Genomic DNA, 17,919 nt, shown 5'->3' on the forward strand with positions numbered 1-17,919 from the left:
ACCTACAGTCTGTTGATGGATAACCCACCATCTAATTCAATGGCACTCCCACTGGCAAATGCCATCTCCCCCCTAGCAAATGGCACCACCGCCCGGCCAATATCATCCGGCACTCCCCAACGCTGTGCAGGCACCAAACCATCCGCTATTCGTTGGTCATAGCGGCTCGCAACGCCCGCTGTCATACCGGTTTTAATAATGCCTGGCCGCAGCTCAAAAACGCCAATATTGTCACTGCCTAACCTCAATGCCAGGGCTTTATTCAGCATCGCTAACGCCGCCTTAGACATACAGTAATCCGCTCGCTCTGGTGATGCCATTAGTGCACTAACTGATGAAATACTGATAATCGAACGGTAAAACTCACTAGAGGCTTCCAACATCCACTTAGCAACTGCTTGAGATAAAAACAACGTACCCCGCACATTAACCCCCATGACCCGATCAAATGACTCCGTCGTTAACTCCAGTAAATCACCCCGACGGAGCGAGCTAATACCTGCATTGTTTACCAGACAATCTAGCCCTCCTCCCCAGTTAATGACCCCTTCTAATAAATCATGGTGACTATTCAAGTCCGCAAGATCACTGGGAAAATAGCGTGCTCGGCTGCCTACCGCTTCGCAAGCAGCAATCAACGCTTCACAGCGATCACTGGCATTACGCGCCGTAAACGCCACGGCAAATCCAGCCTTTGCTAAATACTCAACAATGGCTTGACCAATCCCCTGGCGGCCACCCGTTACTAACGCCACAGGCTGCTTTGTCATTTTCATCAGTGTATCTCCGTCAGCTTAATATGCTCAGCCACTCGAATAGCCTGAGCCGCAATAGTCAACGCCGGATTCACGGCAGCAGAGCTAGGGAAAAAAGAGGCATCTACCACAAACAAATTGTCATGGTCATAGGCTCGACAATAGGGATCTAAAGGTGCAGTGGCCGGATCATTGCCCATTCGAACCGTGCCACATTGATGGGAAGGAGTACGTCGATCAAAGGCTTTGGTTAATACAATGGGGAACCCCACCGCTCGCATTAATTGTTTGGTTTTTTTCACTAACTGCTGGTGAGCAGAAAGATTGCTTTGCTGCCAGTCCAATATAATTTGACCGTTACTACTCACCCGTACTTGGCTATTCGATTGAGGCAAATCCTCACTCATCACATACCAGTCCACAGAGTGGCGCGCGAGCCAATCCAAAGCGGCTTTCGGCATACGAGGCAACTGGGCTTTCAACATGGTTCCATCAATTTTGCCCAGCAACTGAATATTCCCCAGCGGCTGGCTGCCATTACCATCAGATAAGTAAAAATCATTGATACCTAGGGTTTTTTGATAGACAGAATGATTGGTCTCCAGCGGATTAACAGCCATTAAAGCTGTGCAATTATGATTCATAAAATTGCGCCCTACTTGACCAGAGCGATTGGCCAACCCCTCTGGAAACTGTTGATCAGCAGAACGCAATAAAATAGCCGCTGAATTTACCGCACCAGCGGCCAACACAAACAACCGGGCAGAGAAATGTTTATGCACTCCCCCCTGGCACACCTCAACAGATTTGATTTGCTTACCATTAGCCTCGGTATGCAGCCTGGTTACGGTCGTATTAGTCAGCAGACTAATGTTAGGATGGTCTAATATCGATTGTAATGCGGCAGATTCTGCATCCAGCTTGCCTGGATTAGTGCCAGGAAAGGCATCCCAAGGGGTTTGCCCCAACGCCAACCAAGCATCAATATCAATGGCTAACGGCAAACTGAATGGCTTAGCACCAACGTGTTCAAGCTGACTGCGCAGCTTGGCAATGGTTGGCTCATCTGGAATAGCCGCCCCGACATAGCCTTTTACACCCGGTGGTTCACAACTGTCTTGCCCTGTCACCCCTTTGACTTGATACAGCGCTTCAGCCTGTTGGTAGTAAGGCGCCAGCGTTTCGTAAGCAAAGGGCCAAGCGGGCGAAATCCCTTCATCAAATACCAGCTCGCCAAAATCCTCCTGACGAAAGCGCAGCATAACGCCCCCATAAAACTTAGAGTTTCCGCCAACATTGTAATAATTACCGGGGTTAAAGGGTTTACCAGCACCATCCAACCATTGTTCATTAGGTCGATACACCTCCTCAACAAATATTGCCTGACTATCACGGGCCTGAGTTGAGTGAATTAAGGGCGTACCCCGCTCAATTAACAGAATGTTTAAGCCTGTGTCTGCAAGCTGATTTAATAAGGTCGCACCACCCATTCCGGAGCCAATAACAATGAGGTCATAATGCTTTTCTGATAAGCCTGCTTTTTTCATTTTTATTATCCTTTTACTGAACCGGCCATCAAACCTCGAACAAAGTAACGTCCACCTACCACATACACGAGTAATGTCGGGAGTGCAGCAATAATCGCTGCCGCCATATGGACGTTATACTCTTTTACCCCAGTGGAACTATTGACCAAATTATTCAATGCCACCGTCATTGGTGCTGCTTCACCAGAAGCAAATGAAGCCCCAAAAATAAAATCATTCCAAATATTGGTAAACTGCCAAATAATAGTTACCACAATAATAGGGGCTGAGTTAGGTAATAAAATATAACGAAAAATCTTAAAAAAGCCTGCTCCATCCATGACCGCAGCACGAATTAATTCGTTGGGGAATGCCTCATAGAAATTGCGAAAAAATAACGTTGTAAAGCCCAGGCCGTATATGACATGCACAAGCACTAAACCTGAAGTACTATTCGCCAAACCTAACCAACCCAATACCTGAGACATCGGCAACAACACAATTTGAAAAGGAATAAAACAGGCAAATAACATCAAGCCAAAAATAATCTGGTGCCCTTTGAAACGCCATTTAGTTAAAACATAACCATTTAATGCACCTAAAAAAGTTGAGATGAGTACAGCAGGCACCACCATTTTGAGGCTATTCCAGAAATAACCGTTGATACCACCACAGTCTAAACCTAAACAGGCAGACTGCCAGGCTTTCAACCAAGGTTCAAAGGTAATCTCCAAAGGCAACGCCATCATATTGCCAGTACGTACTTCATCCAACGATTTAAACGACGTGACTACCATGACAAACAATGGTGCTAAATAAATAACTGCCATGATAATCAGCACACTGTAAATTAATGCACGCCACAAGCGGGCTGTTTTTAAACCATGTTGCTGGGAGTTATTGCTCATTTTTTGCTCCCTTTTAATTCTGAATATAAATAAGGCACGATAATCGCTGCGACCGTAATCAACATGAATACTGCACTACTGGCCCCTACGCCAATTTGGTTGCGGGTAAACGAATAGGAATACATAAAAGTCGCAGGTAAAGCAGTAGCATTACCAGGCCCACCTCCTGTTAACGCTATTACCAAATCAAAACTTTTAATGGCTAAATGCACCAACACAATCAGTGCACTCATAAAAACCGGCCCTAACTGTGGGATAATAATGCGTGTGTATATTTTCCAAGTAGGCGCTCCATCAATCTGCGCGGCATGCAAAATTTCATTATCAATTCCCCTCAGCCCTGCTAAAAACATGGCCATAACAAATCCCGATGCTTGCCATACCCCTGCGATGACGACCGTATAAATAGCCATATCAGGATCAATTAACCAGTTAAATTCGAAGCTTTCAAAACCCCACTCTTGCATAGTGCGTTCTAACCCCAACCCCGGGTTTAAAAACCATTTCCAAGCCGTACCAGTGACAATAAAACTAAGCGCCATCGGGTATAAATACAGTGTACGTAACCCACCTTCTAAACGGATTTTTTGATCTAATAAAATGGCCAGCAACAACCCAATCGCCAAGCATAAAACAATATATAAAACTCCAAAAATCAATAAATTATCCAGAGCTGTTTGCCAGGTCAGGGTATTCCAAAGCCGTTCCCATTGCTCAGTCCCAACCCACTCATAATTGGGTAACATGCGGGAAGCGCTGAAAGATAAATAAACCGTCCAAATGATAAAGCCATACACAAAGAGCAGTATGATGCTAAAAGACGGTGCTAATACCAATTTTGGCAGCTGTGTTTGTAGCCAGGCAATGGCTTTATCAGCAGGTTTGGGGTTGCTTGAATTTTTCATATTATTAAAAATCCCACTCCTAATAATGCATTTTTTCTAACAGCTTCACGAAAGGGGGCTGAAAATAAATTTATTTTTATTATACCCAAAGCGTAGGTTTTTTAGGGGAGACCACTGAGCGATGAAGTCCCATGAGCCTATTGAAATAGGTGACTGGGATGAAGACAGTTTAATGCGCCTGCATAAACTGCATTCACACCTTCCATGGTGTTCAGTGACGGTAACAAACCCTAAAAATCATTCGTGATGGGTATTAAGAGGCATTTTTAACGGATGAAACCAGTGCCTTAACTGCTTCTTCCGAAGAAAACTCTCCATTAAAATGGGCAGTAATCACATCATAAAAAGCACTTTTTATTGCTGCTGGTGCTGCATGTCCATGGGCTAAGCTTCCTACTAAACTGTTTTTATTAACGGCTTCTTTTAAATCAGCAATGGCTTTTTTTCCACAATCGTCAAAACGCTCACCCGAAATATCCGTTCTAGCAGGTACAGAACCTTTGACTTTATTAAAAATAATTTGAAACTCTAGTGAAAGCACTGCTTTTGCCATTTGTTGTTGAGCCTGCTGGTGGGCTTTATCCACTTTGAACATGGTAAATTGATCAGCATTAAAGGTGATTGCACCTTGACTACCGGGCGTTCTAAAACAAACAAAATCTTTACCCGGTTGCTTGCCTGCACTCAGAAACTCGCCTTTGGCCCAATCCCCCATCATTTGAAAAGCCGCTTTACCCTTAATCACCATGGCTGATGCTAAATTCCAATCTCGGCCAGGGTAATTTTTATCCACAAAACCCCGTAACTGGGCCATACGATCGAAAACCCGTTTCATGGTGTCTGAGCTGAGTGCTGTAGGATCAAGCTCAATTAATGCTTTTCGATAAAAATCGACTCCACCTGTCGCCAATACCACACCATCAAATACTGTGGCATCCTGCCATGCTTGACCACCATGAGCTAACGCCACATAGCCAGCTTTTTTAGCCTTTTTCATCGCCAAAATTAGATCGTTCCAATTTTTAGGCACACCAACGCCAATTTTGTCCAGTACCGCCTTATTCCCCCACACCCAGTTAGTCGAATGAACATTTACTGGCACTGAAATCCATTTCCCCTGATATTTCGAAAACTGCTGTAATGCACTGGGAACCACTTTATCCCAGCCTTCTTGTTTGGCTACTTGATTTAAATTAGCCACCACACCTTGATCACCCCAGTCTTGGATATCAAACCCAAGCATTTGCACCGCAGTCGGCGACTGCCCTGATAATACCCGAGCCCGTAATACGGTCATGGCATTACTACCACCACCGCCAGCGACTGGTGTATCTTTCCAGCCAACGCCTTGTTTAGCCAAAGACTGTTTTAGCTCACCCAGCGCCTTCGCTTCACCTCCTGAAGTCCACCAGTGCATCACTTCCACATCGGCCGCCTGAGCACCACTGATTAAAGCTACTGATAACGCTAATCCACTGATTGTTTTTTTAGTCATTATTTTCATCACTCACTCCACTCCTAATACACTCCTACTGATTTGGTACTGCTATATACACTTCATTCAAAGGACTAGATGTACTTAAACAGGACCAAAAGCTTATGGATATGGGGTGACAGGAGATTCTGTCGCTAAGGCATGGATGCCTTTTTAGCTCTTGATGGGCCAAGGAGGGCCCTTCAAGAGCGGCAGGCGAATGTCCTGTTATTCCATATCAAACACCTAAGCTCTAATTACATATCCTAACTTTAAGGCTGCATAAGCAGTACAGAGCACGCAGCGAGTCCATCCCTGGGATGCTCTAATCGGCATCCATGCCTCATAAGGCTCTATACTGCTTATCCAGCCTTCCAAATTTCTGTTCAGAGTTCTTTAACTTCATTTTTTAAAAGCCAAATCACCCACTACCTCGGTAACCACCAACTGGTTCTTGGCCCCATATGCATTTGAATCGTTTTCAACTCGGTAAACTCCTCTATCCCATATTTACCTAACTCCCGTCCTTGCCCACTCTCCTTATAACCACCAAACGGCAGTTCTGGATAACCACTCATCCAGGTATTCAGCCAAACCGTACCTGCTTTCACTCGACGACCAATAGCCAGACAATTATCAATATTGGCGCTCCATACCCCAGCGGATAAACCAAATAAGCAGTTATTGGCAGTCTCAATAGCCTCTTCCAGATCACTAAAGGTCAGTACAGATAATACCGGGCCAAAGATTTCTTCATTGGCTACGGCCATCTCCGGGGTTACATCCGTCAATACAGTGGGTGCCATATAGAAACCACCCGTGCCTTGGGTTTGCCCACCTAAGCTAACTGTGGCACCCGCTTGTTCAGCGCCTTGAACATAATCAGTGACTTTTTGTAAATGGTCAGCTGAAATAATCGCCCCTACCTTAGTTGCTTCACATAAAGGATCGCCCACTGGTACCTGCCGGCTTTTAGCAATAACTGCTTTGGTAAATGCATCAGCTATAGATTCATGGACCAAAATACGAGAGCCACTGTTACAACACTCCCCCGCATTGAAGTAAATCCCAAATACCACAGCATCCACCGCTGCTTCCCAGTCACAGTCGGGGAAGATTATCTGTGGGTTTTTCCCCCCCAGCTCCAGCGACACCTTTTTCAGTGTGCCTGCTGCTGCCGCACTAATTGCTTTGCCCACTCCTGTTGAACCGGTAAATGAGACCATATCTACCATTGGGTGGGTGGTTAAAGTTGGGCCTATTTCAGGGCCCTCTCCTACAACCATATTCACTACCCCTGCGGGCAGACCGACTGCTTGCAGAATCTCACCTAACACTAACGTCGTTGCCGAGGTCAGCTCACTGGGTTTAACCACACAAGTACAACCCGCCGCCAACGCAAATGGTAACTTCTGACTGACAATTAACAGGGGAAAATTCCAGGGAGTAATGATGCTCACTACCCCGATCGGTTCACGAAGCACCATGGCTAGCATGTCCTGGCCCAGTTGATTGTGACTGTCACCATGCAGACTTCTCGCTGAAACCGCTGCATAACGCCAAAGTTCGGCAGCCCATGCCACTTCATCTCTTGCCTGACGAATGGGTTTGCCTGATTCCAACACCTCTAAGACAGCCAACTCTTGTTGCCGAGCCATCATCTGGTCAGCGACTTGATTCAGTAATTTAGCCCGCTCAGCCCCAGAAATAGTTGACCATGAACCTTGGTCAAAGGCGTGTCGAGCCGCTTGAATAGCGGCTTCCGCATCCACCACTGAGGCTTTGGCATACTCAGCAACCACTAAATCATAAGCAGGGCTTACCCTACTCAACTGACTGCCATCAGATGAGGCTTGCCATTTACCATTAATCAATAATTGACCTTTAAATGGCTCAGTGGGGATGTCCACCACTCGGTTTCCCTCAACCCAGTTGACTGCTGACAGCTGACTTAATCTCTCATTAGATGATTGGTTGAATGATTGCTGATCAGTCATTAGGACTACTCCCCTTTGAATTCCGGTTGTCGCTTGCTTCTAAATGCAGCAATGCCTTCTTGAGCATCTTGGGTATGAGCCGCCAAGCTTCCTGCCATGGCTTCTAAGATCATCGCTGTGTTATCACCCAGCCCAGCATCGACTAACTGTTTAGCCAGCTGAACTGAAATGGGGGCTCGCTGGATAATCTCAGCGGCCATTTGTCTCGCGCTGGCTAAACCTGCTCCATTGGCAGCCACTTCATTGATCAGCCCAAGTTGATAGGCTCGCTCGCTACTTAGCTGGCGCCCGGTAAAAAGCATTTCTTTCATCAGGCTTGGATTGATCAATCGATTTAAACGCTGCGAACCCGACCAACCTGGGCAAGTCGCAATACTGGCTTCAGGCAGTCCAAAACGGGCGGTTGTTTCAGCAATCCGGATATCGGCAGCGAGGGCTAACTCCAAACCTCCCCCTAACGCTGGGCCTTGAATGACAGCAATCACTGGCTGGGGTAATTGTGCTAAACCATCAAAGATACGATGCCCCCGTTTTACCCAGGTTCGCCACATATCCAGCGGTGAATATTCCGCCCAGGCATTGATGTCTGCTCCCACACAAAACGCACGATGTCCTGTTGTATGGAGAATAACCACCCGACAGTTTTTATCCGCCTCAATGGCTTGAATGCACTGCTGTAATGCCTCCAGCATTTCAACACTGAGCGCATTCAGCTTGTCAGGGCGATCGATTATGATTTCAGCTAAAAATGCTTGTTTAACCAATCGCACTTGGCCATTCATGCCGATTGTCCTTTTCATACCCATTACCCTAACTGAAGGCCAAAAGGGGCTGGCTCGAATAAAGCAGCATCCATCAGTGTTAGGTTGTCTGCCACCTTGAGCGGAAAGCCTGCCTTGGATAACACATCCCGCTCTAGATCAATTCCAGGGGCCAACTCAATCACTTCAATCCCTTCAGGGGTCAGCTGCATGACACAGCGCTCCGTTACATACAGAACTTGTTGGTCGCGCTGAATCGCCATTTTTCCTGAGAAGGTTACATGCTCAACGGCTTTAACAAACTTCTGGAAGCGGCCTTCCAGAGCAACCTGAATTTTCCCATCACCTAACGCATACTTCGCTCCCGCGGTAAAAAAACCGCTGAATACAATCTTTTTGGCATGAGCCGTAATATCGACAAAACCACCACAACCTGCGGTTAAATAAGGCTTGATCCCTAGCTTTGAAACGTTGACATTGCCTTGCTGATCTACCTCCATAAACGACAGAAAGCTTTGATCAAAGCCCCCCCCCTGGAAATAGGTAAATTGTTGAGGGCTGGGGATAATACTGTCAGCATTGGCCGCACAGCCAAACGCAAACCCCAACAGCGGTATTCCACCCACTGCACCTTGCTCGACGACCCAAGTAACCTCACCATGCAGCCCTTCTTCCAGTAATATGCGCGGTACATTGGCTGAAATGCCGAAACCCAGGTTTACCGCCTGCCCTGCCTTCAGCTCCTGCGCTACCCGCCGGGCAATCACTTTTTCAGGGGAAAATTCGGTATGGGTAAAACTTTCATCAGGGCGACGAATAACACCAGAAATAGCAGGGTCATAAAGGGTTTGGGTGGTTTGCAGCTGCTCTGGATCTACCACTATGGCATCCACCAGATTGCCTGGAATATGCACTTGGTAAGTGGACAGGCTGTTATTACTCACCACCCGCTTGACCTGAGCAATAACAACGCCCCCATTGTTTCGCACCGCTAATGCTTGCTCTAAACCACCCAGGTAAGCCCCTTCTTGCTCAAACGACAGATTGCCTTTTTGGTCAGCGGAGGTGGCTCGAATAATGGCTACATTCGGCGTAATGCTGGGGAAAAATAAATACTCCTCCCCTTCAAACTGCAGTTTACGCACAATAGGGTTAGCGGCTGCCTTATCATTCATTGCTCCCCCCTGCCGATCAGGGTCAACGAAGGTATCAATACCCACCCGAGTCATTACCCCAGGTCGTTTAGCCGCAGCCTCTCGGTGCATATCAAACAAAATACCACTGGGAATATTGTATCCGGTAATACGGTTTTCAGTAATTTCCTTCCATATGGCTGGCATGGGCAAGCTAGAGGGGCCGCTGGGGTAAGAACCGGCAATGACTTTGTCCAATAAACCTGGCTTGGCTAAGTAATCTACCCCCTTAATACCATACATATCACCCGCAGCAATAGGATGCAGTGTGGTTAACTGGGTTGGATGCCCTTCACGATCAAATCGTTCACCAATGGCTTGCAACATACGATCAGGGCAACCTAAACCACTGGAGGATGAAACAGTTACCACATCCCTATCGTTAATCAGTTGGGCAGCTTGCTCAAATGAAATCTGTTTGGACATATTACCTTTACCTACTGCTTATCTTTTTATCGTTATTGGGCATATACCGTTGGGTAGTCAATTCTGACTCGCTGTCCCTGCTCTGCGGACTTCAGCATGGCTAAGGCTATGGCTAACGACTTAAGGCCATCTTCACCAGTCACTGCAGGTTGACCATTACCAGCGATCGCCTGTGCAAATTGAGCCAAGGAATAGTGGTATAAATTATGATGTTGAATATCGAGCTGGCGCCGCCCCGTTTCAGTAATCACTTCCACGGTGCCAGCCGATCGTTGAGTCAAAATATCACGGGCTACTATGCTGCCTTTCGTACCATGCACCTCTAAACCCGTGCCGGCATAAGGCACCATAAAAGACTCATGAGTTTGAACCAGGGCACCACTGGGCATCTGCAACATGGTCATGGCGCCATCTTCAACGGCTGATGCCATTCCCCCTGTTTGGGCATAGGCCATCACATCCACCGGGTCTTCCGCTAATAAATAGCGAATCACATCCGCATCATGTACAGCGACATCCAGCACCACCCCACCACCGGCTTTTGGATCATTCACCCGCCAGGTTTGTAACGGCTGAGGAAGGTGTATGGCATGAAATATCCGCACGCCGATCACTTGGCCAACGGTACCCGCTGCAATCTCAGCGCGAATCGCTTGGTGGGTGGCAGCATTACGCAAATGGTGGTTGGTTGCCATGACCACACCAGCCTGCTTACAGGCCGATACCATCTCTGCCGCATCGGCTAGATTGAGAGCTAAGGGCTTTTCACAAAATACATGCTTGCCAGCCTTGGCTGCTGCCAACACCGCTGGCTTATGCTGCTCATTGGTGTTGGAGATATACACCACATCCACCGCAGGGTCAGCCAGCAAGGCAGCGAATGAATCGTAAGCATTAGCAATTTTCAAATCCTGAGCATACATTTCTGCTCGACTAAGGCTATTACTCATAACTGCCATCACCTCATGGCCTGGCTGATGCCTAACCGCAGCCGCCATCCATTGCTTGGCAATATTACTGGTGCCAATAAATCCCCAGCCGACTGTTTTATTCATTGATGAATTGTCAGTGCTTGCCTTAACACTCATGGGGAAATCCTCTTTTTAATCATGTCTACTGGTTGTAGCTGTTTTCTACCAAGTTTTTTCTATCAAGCGTCGAGTAAAACTTGTTTGTATCGTCCCGATTTAAACACTCTCATTACCTTGTTATTCCATATCAGACACTAAACTGACTTTCTGCCTACTTTTGCGACATCCTCATTTACCACTGGACTCTGATTAACGATGGGCGAATCATGTTAACTGATAATTGTTAGCTATTAATTGGAACGATCCAATTATCTATCTCAAGAAATTTCAACGTCAAGTACTTTTACTCAAGAACCTGTCCATGACTTTACCATGATGGGCCTAAATCTCTGTATTTACAGGACTTTAGTTTAGAGATAAAACCGCAGCCCGAATAAAAAAATGCAGCCAGGATCACACTTGTATTGACCAAAGGGCAAAAACCACTTGCAATTAGATCGTTCCAATTTATACTGCTTACCCACTAAGACTGTATTTAAAGTCCGTATTTAGCATCAAATTTCATCATCACGAAAATCAGTTGATGAAGAGGGTGTCGCAAAAGGTTATGAGCGAAGCAAAGACAAGGCAAAAATCGGCGAAAAGGCGGAGTTTATACTTAATAAATGAGTACTTTGAGCTGATTTTTAACGCTGTATTTGCAAGCGCAGTAGTTTTGCGACACCCTCTGAACTGGAGGGGAAACATGATTCACCATTTAGTCCTACTAAAATGCAAAGCTGACGTTAACCAATCCCAAATAGATGAGATGTTCGATCAACTCAACGCGTTAGTAGGGGTTATTCCAGGTTTACTGTCGTGTAAAGGGGGTAACAATAATAGCCCCGAAGGTATCAGTCATGGTTATACCCATGCGTTTGTTATGCAATTTGAAAATGCTGACGCACGAGATAACTACCTCCCCCACCCGGCTCATAAAAAAGTACAACCGATTATTCATGCATTATTAGTTGAGGGTAGTGACAGCGCTTTAGCATTAGATTTTTAAAATATACCCTTCTCGAATAGTTTTATTTTCTCTCCTCTGCAGGCTTTTAAATAAAAGCTTGCTTTTTTTTATTTATCAAATTCACCATTAATGTCGTACTATTTATTCCAATAATTCAAAATAATTAATTTTTATCAAACCAATAAATTTTTACAAATTACCAACCCATAAAAAATAATTTACCATTAAAATCGAAACATATTTTTAAACCCTCTTATTAACAATCTTTCTTATTAATAGCTATTGGAAGTTCCTATGAAAAAATTTTTAACGGCAGCACTACTCTCTACCGCGAGTATTACTGCTACAGCAGAAACAGTGGCCAGCCATGCACTGAGTGTCAACACCGCCTTGGAATTAGTTAAAGAAGGCTTAGCGGCTTGTGCAAAAGACAATTATCACGTTAGCGTGGCAATCGTTGACCATAGTGGCAATTTAAAAGCCTTTGGTCGACATAACAAATCTGGCCCTCATGCGGCTGAAGGTGCAAAGCGTAAAGCCTTTAGTGCGGCTTCCATGGAAGAAAGCACTGAATTTTTCTTTAAACTAATTCAGAAAAATCCCGAGCTACAAGGCTTACATGCCCTTCACGATAATATTTTAATTTTACCCGGTGGCTTGCCTATTAAATATAAAGGTGAGGTTATAGCCGGGATTGGGGTTAGCGGTGCACCCGGCGGGGATTTAGATACGGCATGTGCTGAAGCAGCCATTAGCAAAGTACTGAATAAGTAGTCTACGTTTGATGTTTTTTAGAAAAACTATCGCAATTGCCACTTCACTAATAAGTGATGTGGCAATATCTTTCTCCAATAACTCATCAATAATGTATACCCTTCGCTAATCATTTTTAGGTTTTGTTATCTTCATTCCTCACCTAAAAATCCTACGCACTGGGTATATGTAGGGTACTTCTAATCAATTAGTCAGCGTTAAGGATTAAACCACCATTTTTCATCAATACTTTTAAAACCATCACTCAAATTAGGTGTATCAATATCAATTCGCACCCTTTCTTTTAACTTGGCAGTTGAAAATGCATCTTTAAAATACTTATGGCTTTCAAGCATTTTTTGTAAACTACCATCAGCTAATGCTTTTTCCATTCCAGAACGAATAGCTTCAGCAAGTGATTTATCATCTTTCTTTACATAGAAAAAACGTCCATAAGGGTAAACCAACACCACATTGGTATCTATAACCAAATTAGGATCATTTCCTCCGAATTTATCTAAGAAACTATACACTTCATTAGCCCCTAAAGGAAAAAAATCAAAACGCTTTCCACCTACCATTTTTATCAAGCTAGGTATTTTACCAGCCGTTTTAACCTTGATCCCTGCATTTTCAATAACAACAATATCGCCCCAACCTTTACCCTGACCAGCAATATATTGTTGCAAATCTTTAAGCGACTTAATATTGGCAAATTTTTCTTGATTATCCTTGTGAATAATAAAAAGACGCCAACCAAGAATACCTCGGTCAATGGGTAGATATATAGGATCAAACCGTTGATCAAGCCCTTCTTGAAAGCCAGTATCGAATAAAGATAACTGCCCTTGTTCAACTAAATCTCTTGCTCGCTGTTGATTGACCGTTGGACCATATACACTGAGTTCATGCGCTTGACCAGACTTTTCAAGCGCCAGTTTGAGTACACTGTATCCTATCGACTCAGCACCAATGCCATCAATATTGGGGTATACCACTTTCAATCCAGCAAAGGCAGATGGAAAGATAAGCCAGCACATTAATAAATAATATTTTAAGTTGCTAATTCTCAGCTGCATAACCATTTACCATTGCAGATTTACATTAATTCCATTAAAGCACAGAAACCAAAGTCCGCCTGAAATTCTAAAAACAGAGAGTTTAATTAACTAGTCAATCAAATAAAAACCGTCTTTCACTTACTCAACAATCACTTCCAACCCGGTTAATAATTTATTACTTAAAAAAATATACCTATAAAAAGTTATTAATTAATGCTTTATTCTATTTAATTAGTTCTAAATTAATAAAGGGCAAGAGCCCGTCAGGCAGCTCCTTATAGAATCTATGCTCTCATAAGTAGGTCATCAGCGTGGATTGAGTCGTAGTGCTTCCCAATCATTTATAAAAACATAAACTCATGGTGCTTCATCACTCGACGGCCACCCCTAAAAACCATTCACTTTGGTATATACATAAACTGAATTTTATTAAACCAGAAATATACAGTCCTTATACAAACAAGCAACAACCGCAATAACATTAGTGGTTTGCCCTTAATAAATTTATGCAAACAACTATTAAAAACAGCCAAATCAAAAAAACTAAATAAGAAGACTTTATTAAAACAAGCATATGAATTATGGTTTTTAACCTTTAACAAAAACCATAATTATTTTATTTAACTTAAACTGAATTGAGTATACTGAACTTAAACCATGAATAGATTTAAAATCATTCCCCTTATACTTGCGATCTCTGCAAATACAACACTAGCCTACGCTAACACTAGCTGCTCAAATCAAGACACATATTATGGCAAAGAAACCAGTCTCTCAGTAAGCTTAAGTACTGACAACAAAGCTCTATTAGAAGAATTTCTTGTAACAGGTAAAAGTGGTACATCATTTAGTGGAGTAACCTCGTCTTACCCTTTAGCTGTCAATCCAATCTTAGGTACGTTATTGAGTGACGGACGATTCATTCAACCATCTTTAATAAACTTAGAAAGAATACAAAACCATCTAAAAAATAACTCGATAGACGGAGTAATCAATAGAAAAATTATACTGTCAGGTAAAACGATTCCAAACTCAAAAATACAAAAAATTTCAGACATTCAAACATTTGAATATTTAGCTTTATCATACTGGAAGCAGTGGCTCAATCGCATTAAAATACAACCTTCACAAGAAGTTGACCCAAATAATGCAATACAAACAATTTTGAATAATCACGCGATTACTTCCGCATTTAGGTGCCAAGATAGTATTATATTTCCAAAATCCCCTGTGATAGATGCTACAGTAAAAGCATTCTCTAACTATATAATATCTAAACAAATTGATCCCACACAGCTATCAGCACATGAGCTATTTGCTATCGGATACGGGCACAGCTTTGAAGGAGTAAATATCAACGCGAATAACCCATTAGTTATACAGGCCGCTTTAATATATGCTAAAGAAAATAATAGCCCAGCATATAATAGCGGAACCTCGCCACTGTCAACTATTAATGAGGTATTACTCAGTTACCATCAAGCCGCACTATTAAGTATTGATCTTAGAAATAATGGTATTACAATATCTAGTGACAAAGGGTTTTACAATGAAGCAAAAATTGTCGCACAAACATTAAATCAAGCTTTTATCAAAGAAAAAAACACCCCAAACAAGCCACAACTTTTCACCCAACTCTTCAATGTAAAGTTTCATGTAGGTACAATTAGTTTACCTTCCTACGAAAGTGCCCTTGCCATTTATGATGCTCAAACCAATACAATTACCGTAAATGGTAATTTTGTTAATCAAGCCACTCGCTCAATAGAGTCTATTAACAACTACATTAGCCAAGCAACAGATTATGTAATTAGCAACTTCGATGAGAGTGAAGTTACTAATTCTTCAGAAAAAGCGAATGAAGTCATCAATAGAATTAAAAATATAAAATTCACTGTTGGACAGATTGTAGACAATCCCAATCAACTAACAAAAGCGGTATATGATCGCACTAATAATACAGTAACTATTAACAAAAGATTATTTAAAACAGATTCTCGTTCATTATTACAAGTACTTACTCACGAAGCTTACCATGCTATTTCTTTGCAACAACAAGCCAACAGCAATATCGAGCAACTTGTAAAAGACAACACTAAGCTTTACCTGGAAGCCCATAATCATACATTTGCTAATGTAGGCCTTTCAATAGATCCTCTTCCATCAGATCAAATTTACCCTATTCAACAAGAAAGTCGACCAAGGTATTTAATCAATTTAGGTGGCCCTAGTGATACCGATGCGCTATTTTCGATTCCAGGAGACAGAGTTGACTGGCTGGGTATGATTTTTCAAGCACTGTTTCTAAGGAGCCCAGTAAAAAAACCATCGATACCGTCTATCAGTTCACTTAAACCAAGCAAGATTGGTAACAACATCCTAACCACTGTTCGAAATCCAAAACCTGTTGGCACAGTACTTCAACCTAGTCCAGGTACAAAACCACGTTCAATTAGACCACCTAGAGAAGACCAAGAACCTCTTTTGCCTGAACAAACCATTTCTTCTACAACAAATCAAAAGCCTACTAGGGTTCAAGACAGAGCATTAGCTGGTTTAGCAGATGAGGTTGCTGAAACAATTGTTACAGTAGCAAATTCTCCTAACACCGAATTTACCCCACTCACCAAAATTCCTGAGTCAGTAAAGTTTGAGCCTAATTTTGATTTAATTGAAAATAACCCGCTACTAGAACAAGAACTTGCAGAAGATGAAATTCGTTCAATTGGTGAGCTACCTGATGGTATTTACCAATATAATGGCGACGATTATGATCCAACCCATATCATCGTACAAGATGGTAACAGCTTCGCCGCCAATGAAAATACATATGTAGATAGTGGAGAAATCACATATATAATATATGATGCTAAAAGTACTTATGCAGGGGAAGAAGGTGGTGTTACCTATGAAGTCAGAATTGACCCTGAAACAGGCAGTATTACTAGTATTGAACCCGAATACCCTGTTGGTGCTGGTGGTAGCCGTGATGGTTTATATCCTGAAAAAGCAGCAGATTTATACAATGAATTTAAAGAAGGTTTTGACAAGTACGATAGAGAACGTCCTTATGAAATGCTAAACAAAGTCACAACAGATAGAAACAACGTTAACCAACTTAATTTTGAAACATCAGAGAGCCTCAAATTAGACGAAAAAATAGCAAAATTAAAAGGATTAGCAAGAAATAAATATAATGAAGCTATAAATACCATTTCTCTTCGTCATTACACTACAGTACCAGAGGGTCAGGAGCCCTTTTCTGAGTTAGCAACAAGCTTTGAGCTAAAGCTTAGAAATAAAGCCCAAGGTGAGATTTTTTCTCGAGATGATTTTATAGAAAGAGGAAACACTAATACAAATGCGAAAGATGTTGCGCTTATGGGTAACACGCAGTTCAACTTCTTTCTTTTGACTATAGATGAAACAGCCCCTAGACGAGGTTTTTTAGCCAATAAAACTCATTTTGCTGAGATCAAAATAACCCAAGAAGTTTCTGACCTTTTGGGGGATGTATGGATTTCAAAAGATTTAATCAAAGACATCGTGACTCCAAAAGATTATGCTAATGTTAAAGCCTTTAAAGGTACTTTGATTGAGTTAAAAAAATATGTCAGCTTTGTATTAAGTAAAGGGTTCGCTTCTCAACCTAATGCCCAACTTACAGCAATAGATACTCACTTCTCTGGCTCAACAGAAGTTAAAGTACCAGGAAATATTCAACAACATGCCGGTGGAGTCGATATCTACACATGGCATACTGTAGAGGCAGCCGCATTAACTATTAACCCTCAAGAAGAAGAGGAGTATCAGCGTAAACCTTTTAGCGAGGTTAATACAGTAGAGGAAGCTATCAACTACCTTCAATATTATGCTATTGACTTTGAAGAAAACCGCGTTTCATGGTGGGCCCTACAGATACACTTTGCTACACAGTTCAGTAATGGCTATGGCGCTGCCTCCCCCGAAGCAGATCAGATATTAAACCTGAAATTTGAGGATTCGTTAGCCATCTCTAAACAACTTAGATCTGAGTAAAAAACTTCGAAGCTTACTTGTATAAGAAATAAGAATAATCTACTTAATATGCAGGTTATTCTTAACCATACATAGTTTTTAT

General features: G+C 42.8%; 13 protein-coding genes. 3 read left to right on the top strand and 10 right to left on the bottom strand.

The window, feature by feature from the left end:
* Positions 1-2: 2 nt before the first annotated feature.
* From OQE68_RS27395 to OQE68_RS27435, 9 genes are all read right to left on the bottom strand, one after another.
* Positions 3-776, bottom strand: a complete 774-nt coding sequence (locus OQE68_RS27395) for a 3-ketoacyl-ACP reductase (RefSeq protein WP_219339910.1) — start codon at positions 774-776, stop codon at positions 3-5.
* On the bottom strand, positions 776-2,302 hold the full coding sequence (locus OQE68_RS27400) for a GMC oxidoreductase (protein WP_180566857.1): 1,527 nt from the start codon (positions 2,300-2,302) through the stop codon (positions 776-778). Before OQE68_RS27400 ends, OQE68_RS27395 begins: the two co-directional genes overlap by 1 nt.
* 5 nt (positions 2,303-2,307) lie before the next feature.
* Positions 2,308-3,189: a carbohydrate ABC transporter permease gene (locus tag OQE68_RS27405; RefSeq protein WP_180566856.1), complete on the bottom strand. Its 882-nt coding sequence runs from the start codon at positions 3,187-3,189 to the stop codon at positions 2,308-2,310.
* Positions 3,186-4,094: a carbohydrate ABC transporter permease gene (locus tag OQE68_RS27410; RefSeq protein ID WP_180566855.1), complete on the bottom strand. Its 909-nt coding sequence runs from the start codon at positions 4,092-4,094 to the stop codon at positions 3,186-3,188. The genes OQE68_RS27405 and OQE68_RS27410 overlap by 4 nt, the downstream gene beginning before the upstream one ends.
* 253 nt (positions 4,095-4,347) lie before the next feature.
* Positions 4,348-5,598 (bottom strand): ABC transporter substrate-binding protein, encoded by a 1,251-nt coding sequence (locus OQE68_RS27415; RefSeq protein WP_255490750.1) that lies wholly within the window; start codon positions 5,596-5,598, stop codon positions 4,348-4,350.
* Positions 5,599-5,996: 398 nt separating this feature from the next.
* Complete coding sequence (locus OQE68_RS27420) at positions 5,997-7,565, bottom strand: aldehyde dehydrogenase family protein (RefSeq protein WP_180566854.1); 1,569 nt, start codon at positions 7,563-7,565, stop codon at positions 5,997-5,999.
* A gap of 5 nt (positions 7,566-7,570) precedes the next feature.
* Complete coding sequence (locus OQE68_RS27425; protein ID WP_219339909.1) at positions 7,571-8,365, bottom strand: enoyl-CoA hydratase/isomerase family protein; 795 nt, start codon at positions 8,363-8,365, stop codon at positions 7,571-7,573.
* A 5-nt stretch (positions 8,366-8,370) separates the two neighbouring features.
* On the bottom strand, positions 8,371-9,945 hold the full coding sequence (locus OQE68_RS27430; RefSeq protein ID WP_180566853.1) for an acyl CoA:acetate/3-ketoacid CoA transferase: 1,575 nt from the start codon (positions 9,943-9,945) through the stop codon (positions 8,371-8,373).
* A 32-nt stretch (positions 9,946-9,977) separates the two neighbouring features.
* Entirely contained in the window at positions 9,978-11,033 is a 1,056-nt protein-coding gene (locus tag OQE68_RS27435) for a Gfo/Idh/MocA family protein (RefSeq protein ID WP_255490749.1), read from the bottom strand.
* A gap of 688 nt (positions 11,034-11,721) precedes the next feature.
* On the opposite strand from OQE68_RS27435, the gene OQE68_RS27440 reads away from it, so the two are divergent.
* Together OQE68_RS27440 and OQE68_RS27445 are read left to right on the top strand one after the other, a co-directional pair.
* On the top strand, positions 11,722-12,024 hold the full coding sequence (locus OQE68_RS27440; protein WP_180566852.1) for a Dabb family protein: 303 nt from the start codon (positions 11,722-11,724) through the stop codon (positions 12,022-12,024).
* Between the two features lie 255 nt (positions 12,025-12,279).
* Positions 12,280-12,759, top strand: a complete 480-nt coding sequence (locus OQE68_RS27445) for a GlcG/HbpS family heme-binding protein (RefSeq protein ID WP_180566851.1) — start codon at positions 12,280-12,282, stop codon at positions 12,757-12,759.
* Between the two features lie 197 nt (positions 12,760-12,956).
* Here the strand turns inward: OQE68_RS27445 and OQE68_RS27450 are convergent, their stop codons facing one another.
* Entirely contained in the window at positions 12,957-13,817 is an 861-nt protein-coding gene (locus OQE68_RS27450) for a type 2 periplasmic-binding domain-containing protein (protein WP_180566850.1), read from the bottom strand.
* A gap of 639 nt (positions 13,818-14,456) precedes the next feature.
* On the opposite strand from OQE68_RS27450, the gene OQE68_RS27455 reads away from it, so the two are divergent.
* The gene (locus tag OQE68_RS27455) at positions 14,457-17,837 is read left to right on the top strand and encodes a hypothetical protein (protein WP_180566849.1); all 3,381 of its coding nucleotides are present in this window, start codon (positions 14,457-14,459) and stop codon (positions 17,835-17,837) included.
* Positions 17,838-17,919: the final 82 nt, after the last annotated feature.

Origin of the sequence: Spartinivicinus marinus, assembly GCF_026309355.1 — a bacterium.
In the GTDB taxonomy this organism is placed as follows: Bacteria; Pseudomonadota; Gammaproteobacteria; order Pseudomonadales; family Zooshikellaceae; genus Spartinivicinus; species Spartinivicinus marinus.

What these genes read in the sequence shown, in the direction of transcription:
- OQE68_RS27395 (WP_219339910.1), bottom strand. Translation starts at nt 776, where the DNA reads ATGAAAATGACAAAGCAGCCTGTGGCGTTAGTAACGGGTGGCCGCCAG.
- OQE68_RS27400 (WP_180566857.1), bottom strand. Translation starts at nt 2,302, where the DNA reads ATGAAAAAAGCAGGCTTATCAGAAAAGCATTATGACCTCATTGTTATT.
- OQE68_RS27405 (WP_180566856.1), bottom strand. Translation starts at nt 3,189, where the DNA reads ATGAGCAATAACTCCCAGCAACATGGTTTAAAAACAGCCCGCTTGTGG.
- OQE68_RS27410 (WP_180566855.1), bottom strand. Translation starts at nt 4,094, where the DNA reads ATGAAAAATTCAAGCAACCCCAAACCTGCTGATAAAGCCATTGCCTGG.
- OQE68_RS27415 (WP_255490750.1), bottom strand. Translation starts at nt 5,598, where the DNA reads ATGAAAATAATGACTAAAAAAACAATCAGTGGATTAGCGTTATCAGTA.
- OQE68_RS27420 (WP_180566854.1), bottom strand. Translation starts at nt 7,565, where the DNA reads ATGACTGATCAGCAATCATTCAACCAATCATCTAATGAGAGATTAAGT.
- OQE68_RS27425 (WP_219339909.1), bottom strand. Translation starts at nt 8,365, where the DNA reads ATGAAAAGGACAATCGGCATGAATGGCCAAGTGCGATTGGTTAAACAA.
- OQE68_RS27430 (WP_180566853.1), bottom strand. Translation starts at nt 9,945, where the DNA reads ATGTCCAAACAGATTTCATTTGAGCAAGCTGCCCAACTGATTAACGAT.
- OQE68_RS27435 (WP_255490749.1), bottom strand. Translation starts at nt 11,033, where the DNA reads ATGAGTGTTAAGGCAAGCACTGACAATTCATCAATGAATAAAACAGTC.
- OQE68_RS27440 (WP_180566852.1), top strand. Translation starts at nt 11,722, where the DNA reads ATGATTCACCATTTAGTCCTACTAAAATGCAAAGCTGACGTTAACCAA.
- OQE68_RS27445 (WP_180566851.1), top strand. Translation starts at nt 12,280, where the DNA reads ATGAAAAAATTTTTAACGGCAGCACTACTCTCTACCGCGAGTATTACT.
- OQE68_RS27450 (WP_180566850.1), bottom strand. Translation starts at nt 13,817, where the DNA reads ATGCAGCTGAGAATTAGCAACTTAAAATATTATTTATTAATGTGCTGG.
- OQE68_RS27455 (WP_180566849.1), top strand. Translation starts at nt 14,457, where the DNA reads ATGAATAGATTTAAAATCATTCCCCTTATACTTGCGATCTCTGCAAAT.